At 71.4% G+C, this 5,923-nt stretch carries 4 protein-coding genes and 1 pseudogene; 4 read left to right on the top strand and 1 reads right to left on the bottom strand.

All coding sequences use genetic code 11. From position 1 onward, the window contains the following. Window positions 1–649: pseudogene (locus tag IH13_RS0115975) on the top strand (acetyl-CoA C-acyltransferase); the annotation flags it as partial. 240 nt (window positions 650–889) lie between these two features. Further along, on the top strand, window positions 890–2,806 hold the full coding sequence (locus IH13_RS0115970) for an AMP-dependent synthetase/ligase (RefSeq protein ID WP_031084958.1): 1,917 nt from the start codon (window positions 890–892) through the stop codon (window positions 2,804–2,806). Window positions 2,807–2,823: 17 nt separating this feature from the next. Here IH13_RS0115970 and IH13_RS0115965 read toward each other — a convergent pair whose 3' ends face one another. Next, window positions 2,824–3,054, bottom strand: a complete 231-nt coding sequence (locus IH13_RS0115965) for a hypothetical protein (RefSeq protein WP_420713368.1) — start codon at window positions 3,052–3,054, stop codon at window positions 2,824–2,826. Window positions 3,055–3,316: 262 nt separating this feature from the next. Here IH13_RS0115965 and IH13_RS0115960 point away from each other — a divergent pair, with 262 nt between their 5' ends. Next, complete coding sequence (locus tag IH13_RS0115960; protein WP_031084955.1) at window positions 3,317–4,162, top strand: LLM class F420-dependent oxidoreductase; 846 nt, start codon at window positions 3,317–3,319, stop codon at window positions 4,160–4,162. A 144-nt stretch (window positions 4,163–4,306) separates the two neighbouring features. Then, window positions 4,307–5,791, top strand: a complete 1,485-nt coding sequence (locus IH13_RS0115955; RefSeq protein ID WP_031084954.1) for a peptidoglycan D,D-transpeptidase FtsI family protein — start codon at window positions 4,307–4,309, stop codon at window positions 5,789–5,791. The last annotated feature ends 132 nt before the right edge of the window (window positions 5,792–5,923 follow it).

Genomic DNA, 5,923 nt, shown 5'->3' with positions numbered 1-5,923 from the left:
CCAGCGGCTCGCCGCCGCGTACGAGCGGGGCTTCCTGGACGACCTGGTCGTCCCCTACCTCGGTCTGGAACGCGACCAGAACCTCCGCCCCGGCTCCACCGCCGGCAAACTGGCCACCCTCAAGCCGGTGTTCGGCGCCGGGCACCCCGGCGCGACGATGACGGCGGGCAATTCGACCCCGCTCACCGACGGAGCCGCCACCGTGCTGCTGGCGAGCGAGGAGTGGGCCGAGGCCCACGAGCACGCCCCGCTCGCCTACCTGTCGTTGTACGAGACGGGCGCGGTGGACTACGTGGACGGCGAGGACGGTCTGCTGATGGCGCCCGCGTACGCCGTCCCGCGGATGCTGGAACGGGCCGGCCTCGGCATCGAGGACTTCGACCTGATCGAGATCCACGAGGCCTTCGCTTCCCAGGTCCTGGCCACCCTGGCCTCCTGGGAGAAGCAGGGCCTGGCACGGGTGGACCGGGAGAAGCTCAACGTGGCCGGGTCGTCGCTCGCCACCGGGCACCCGTTCGCCGCGACCGGCGCCCGGATCGTCGCCACCCTGGCCAAGCTTCTCGCGGAGCGGGACGGACCGGGCCGTGGCCTGATCTCGGTCTGCGCGGCGGGCGGCCAGGGGGTCACGGCGATCCTGGAACGCCCCTGACACCCCCTGACGCGCCTGACACCCTGACGCCCCTGACCCCCTGATGCCCCTGACCCCCTTGACGGCCTGACGCGCCCCTGACGGCCTGACGCCCTTCGCGTACGCCCCTTCCGGCACGCACCCCCTCCGCCCCACCGGAACCGCTTCACCGCACACGTACGCCCCGCGCGCCCACCGCCCGCGCCGGCGCCGGAGCCCAGGGACGGGCCCGGCGCCGGACCCCCTGTCGAGGAGCCGCCCGTGTCCACGCCCGCATCCGCCACCCCCGCCGCCCCCTCCGCACCCGTCCTGGTCGAACCGACCAGGGTCAGGGCGTCGGACGGCACGGTACGGGAGGTCTCCGTACCCCTGTTCGCGCCGGTCGTCCGGCGGGGTTCGCTCGCGGAGATCCCCTTCGACAACGCCCGCGAGGCCCCGGCCGAGACCGTGCTCAGCCGCAAGCGGCCCGACGGCACCTGGCAGGACGTCACCGCCGCCGACTTCGCGGCCGAGGTCCAGGCCGTCGCCAAAGGGCTGATCGCGGAGGGCCTCCGGGCCGGCGACCGGATCGCCATCATGGCCCGTACCACCTACGAGTGGACGCTGCTCGACTTCGCGTCCTGGGCGGCGGGCCTGGTCACCGTGCCCGTCTACCCGACCTCGTCCGCCTTCCAGACCCGCTGGATCCTCCAGGACTCGGGGGCCGCCGCCTGCGCCGTGGAGACCAAGGAGCAGGGCAGGCTGGTCAGCCAGGAGCGGCAGCAACTCGGCTCGCTCACCCATCTGTGGCAGTTCGACACGGGGGCGATCGGCCGGCTGAAGTCGCTCGGCAAGGACGTCCCGGACGCGGTGGTCGCCGCGCGCCGCGCCACCCTGGAGCCGCACAGCCCCGCCACCCTCATCTACACCTCGGGCACCACGGGCCGGCCCAAGGGCTGCGTCCTGACCCACGGCAACTTCTTCGCCGAGGTGGACAACGCCATCGAACTGCTCCACCCGGTCTTCAAGTCCGTCTCCAAGGACCCGGCGTCCACCCTGCTCTTCCTGCCGCTCAGCCATGTCTTCGGCCGGATGGTCGCGATCGGCTGCATGCGGGCCCGGGTCCGCCTCGGGCACGCGCCCTCGATCCGTACCGAGGACCTGCTCACGGACCTGGCGGGCTTCGAACCGTCGTTCCTGCTGGCCATCCCGTACGTCCTGGAGAAGGTCTACAACACCGGCCGGGCCACCGCCGAGAACATGGGCCGCGCCTCCTCCTTCGACCGTGCGGCCCGCATCGCCCGGCGCTACGGCGAGGCGGTCGAGGCCGCCCAGCACGGCACGGGCCCCGGGCCGGGGCTCGGGCTGCGGGCCGCCCGCGCCCTGTACGACCCGCTGGTCTACCGGCGCATCCGGGCCGCGCTGGGCGGCCACGTACGGTACGCGATCTGCGGCGGCTCCCCGCTGGGCCATCGGCTCGCGGCGTTCTACGCGGGCGCCGGCATCCAGATATTCGAGGGGTACGGGCTGACCGAGACCACCGCCGCCGCCACCGTCACCCCGCCCCTCAAGCCCCGTCTGGGCACGGTGGGCTGGCCGCTGCCGGGTACCGCCGTACGGATCGCCGACGACGGCGAGGTGCTGCTCGGCGGCGGTCAGGTCTTCCAGGGCTACTGGGACGCCGAGCGCGGCGGCCCGGTGCCGCGCGGGGAGGACGACTGGTTCCCGACGGGCGATCTGGGTGCGTTGGACGAGGACGGCTACCTCACGATCACCGGGCGCAAGAAGGACATCCTCATCACGTCTGGCGGCAAGAACGTCACCCCCGCCCCACTGGAGGACTGGCTCCGCGCCCACCCGCTGGTCAGCCAGTGCCTCGTCGTCGGCGACGACCGGCCGTTCATCGGCGCCCTGATCACCCTGGAGCCGGACGGGCTCGCCCACTGGCGCCGGATGCACAAGAAGGAGGGCGTCCCGATCCGCGAACTCGTCCACGACGAGGAACTGCGCGGGGCGCTCCAGCGCGCGGTGGACGAGGCCAACCGGCTGGTCTCGCGGGCCGAGTCGATCCGTGAGTTCACGGTGCTGACCAAGGACTTCACCGAGGAGGGCGGCCACCTGACACCGTCCCTGAAGCTGAAGCGGGACGCGATCACCCGGGATTACGCGGAGGAGATCGAGGGGCTGTACCGGCGGTAGGGGAGTGGGGCGCGGCGCTACGGCCAGAAGGGCTTGACCTCGTCACCGTCAAGGAGGTAGTCGAGTCCTTCGATGGTGTGCCAAACGTCCAGCTCGCGAAGGCTGAGGCTGTATGTCGCCGCACGCTCCGCCAGCTCTTCGTAGCTCATGTGGACGCCGGCCAGCAGCCTTTCGCGCTGCTCCACAAGCTCGCTGCGCGTCCTATGGATCACAGTCGGCACAACTCGCTCCCCGGTGTCGATGGCCATAGTCAAGCAGGGGCTACTGACACTCATGCTGTCACTCCCGCCGAAAGTCACTCGCACGGGTCCTGAAGCCTGCCTACCCGGGGCCGGTGCGGCGGACACGGCAACGGCCTACTTACGGACCCGTGCGGCTCACCTCCGTCGTGTGAGGGAGGGCGAAGACCGAGCCCGGCCGGCCCGCCGTGGATCCATGGCCGGTGGGTCCGCTCCGCCCGCCGTTCGGCATACGTTGGGTCCGTCACGCCCGACCACGGAGGTGCCTCGCATGCGGATCGCCACGACGATCTTCCTCACCGATGAGACGATCACGCCGGTACGGCTCGCACACGAGCTGGAGCGGCGGGGGTTCCACGGGCTGTACCTGCCCGAGCACACCCACATCCCGGTCAGCCGGGAGAGCCCCTACCCGGCGGGCGGCGAGCTCCCGCCCGAGTACGGCCGCACCCTGGACCCCTTCGTCGCCCTGGCGCAGGCGGGCGCGGTCACCGAGCGGCTGGCCCTGGGGACCGGCATCACGCTGATCGCCCAGCACGACCCCATCGACCTGGCCAAGCAGGCCGCCACCCTGGACCACCTCTCCGGTGGACGCCTCACGCTCGGCATCGGCTTCGGCTGGAACGTGGAGGAGGCCGCCGACCACGGGGTCGACTGGGCGACGCGGCGGGCGCTGGGCGGCGACCGGCTGGCGCTGATGCGGGCCCTGTGGGCGGACGAACCCACGGCGTACGAGGGCGAGTTCGCATCGGTGCGGGCGAGCCACGCGTACCCCAAGCCGGTGCAGCGGCCACGCGGTCCGGTGAACGGCCCCCGCACCCTGATCGGCGGGGCGGCGGGCCCGAAGCTCTTCGCGCAGATCGCCCGGAACGCGGACGGCTGGCTGCCGATCGGTGGCCGGGGGCTGGCGGAGGCGCTGCCGAAGCTCCGTGCGGAGTGGGAGGCGGCGGGCCGTGACCCCGGTCACCTCCAGGTGGTGCCGTACGCCGTCGTACCGAGCCCCGGCAAGCTGGCGCACTTCGCGGAGCTGGGGATCGAGGAGGTCGTGCTGCAACTCCCGCCCGCCGGTGAGCCGGAGGTGCTGCGGGCGCTGGACGCGCACGCCGCGTTCCTCTGAGGAGACACCCCGCCCGGGCCGCCATCCCTGGCCGCCGGTCCCGTGTGCAACCGGCGAGGCTAAAATCGCATCTATCACCTCCGGACATCGATGGTGCGGCCCGTGTGCGTGTGTGCTCGGCTGCCGCCTGGGAGCGGGAGCAGGATGAACAGGCCGTTGCGCCACATAGCCATCTTCTGCGGGCTGCTGATGCTGGCCCTGCTGATCCGGACGAACTGGCTCCAGTTCGCCCAGAGCGAGGAGCTGGCCACCCACGAGCACAACCGCCGGGTGAAGATCACCCAGTTCGCGACGCCGCGCGGCGACATCATCGTGAACGGCAAGGCGATCACCGGGTCGAAGGAGGTCGAGGGGACCGACTTCAAGTACCAGCGCACCTTCAAGCAGGGCAAGATGTACGCCCCGGTCACCGGCTACGCCTCGCAGGCGCAGGGCATGTCCCTCCTGGAGAAGACGTACGACTCCATCCTCAGCGGCCAGGACGAGCGGTTCGCCTTCCGGCACGCCAAGGACATCCTCACCGGTGAACCGCGCCGGGGCGGGGACGTGATCACGACCATCGACGCGAAGGCGCAGGAGGCCGGGTACAAGGGGCTGACCGACCTGGACGCCCGGGGCGCGGTCGTCGCGCTGGAACCGTCGACCGGCAAGGTGCTCGCCCTGGTCTCGACCCCCTCGTACGACCCTTCGGTCTTCGCCGGCAACTCCTTCAAGGAGGGCGACAAGTTCCAGGCGCTGGTGGACGACAAGAGCAAGCCGCTCGCCAACCGGCCGCTGCGCGAGACCTTCCCGCCCGGCTCCACCTTCAAGATCCTCACGGCCGCCGCCGCCCTGGAGGCCGGTGTCGTCACGGACGTCAACGCGCCGACGGACGCGGTCTCCCCGTACCCGCTGCCGCAGTCCACGACCAAGATCAGCAGTGAGGCCGGCGACGCGACGTGCAACAAGGCGTCGATGAAGACGGCCATGCAGTACTCCTGCAACAACGTCTTCCTGGACGCCGCGCTCAAGGTCGGCGACGAGAAGATGCGGGAGACGGCGGAGAAGTTCGGCTTCAACGAGGACGTCTACTCGGAGGAGTTCGGCGACATGCTCGCCACCAAGAGCCTCTACCCCGAGGAGCTCGACAAGCCCGGTACGGCCCTGACGGGCATGGGCCAGGGCAGCCTCACGAGCACCCCGATGCAGATGGCGATGGTGACGGCCGCGCTCGCCAACGACGGCAAGCTGATGCAGCCGCATGTCGTGGAGGAGCTGCGCGGCCCGGACGTGTCGACGCTGGAGAAGCACGAGCCGAAGGAGATGAGCCAGGCGGTCTCGCCGGAGACGGCGAAGAAGGTCCAGGAGATGATGGAGTTCACCGCCAAGGAGGGCAGCGCGCAGAAGGCGCTGATCGACGGCGTGACGGTGGGCGGCAAGACGGGTACGGCCCAGCGTGGCAACGACGTGAGCAAGGAAGTCCCGTACGGCTGGTTCGTCTCGTACGGCAAGGCGTCCGACGGCCGCTCGGTGGCGGTCGCGGTGTTCATCGACCCGACGGCCATGGACATCTCCCGCTCCGACATCTCCGGTGGCCGCCTCGGCGCCCCGATCGCGAAGAGCGTGATGCAGGCGGTGCTGGGCAAGTAGCCCGCCACCCCTGGAACACACCTGAGCCCCCGCCCGGCGCGCTGCCGGGCGGGGGCTCAGGTCATCCGGTGGGCTCGGACGGGAGTGCGGCCGTCGGGGTGGTGACGGGCTCGGCCGGCGGGGTGTCGGTGG

It is taken from the genome of Streptomyces sp. NRRL WC-3549, from assembly GCF_000721935.1.
Lineage (GTDB): Bacteria > Actinomycetota > Actinomycetes > Streptomycetales > Streptomycetaceae > Streptomyces.
This window is presented reverse-complemented; position numbering and strand designations above follow the sequence as displayed.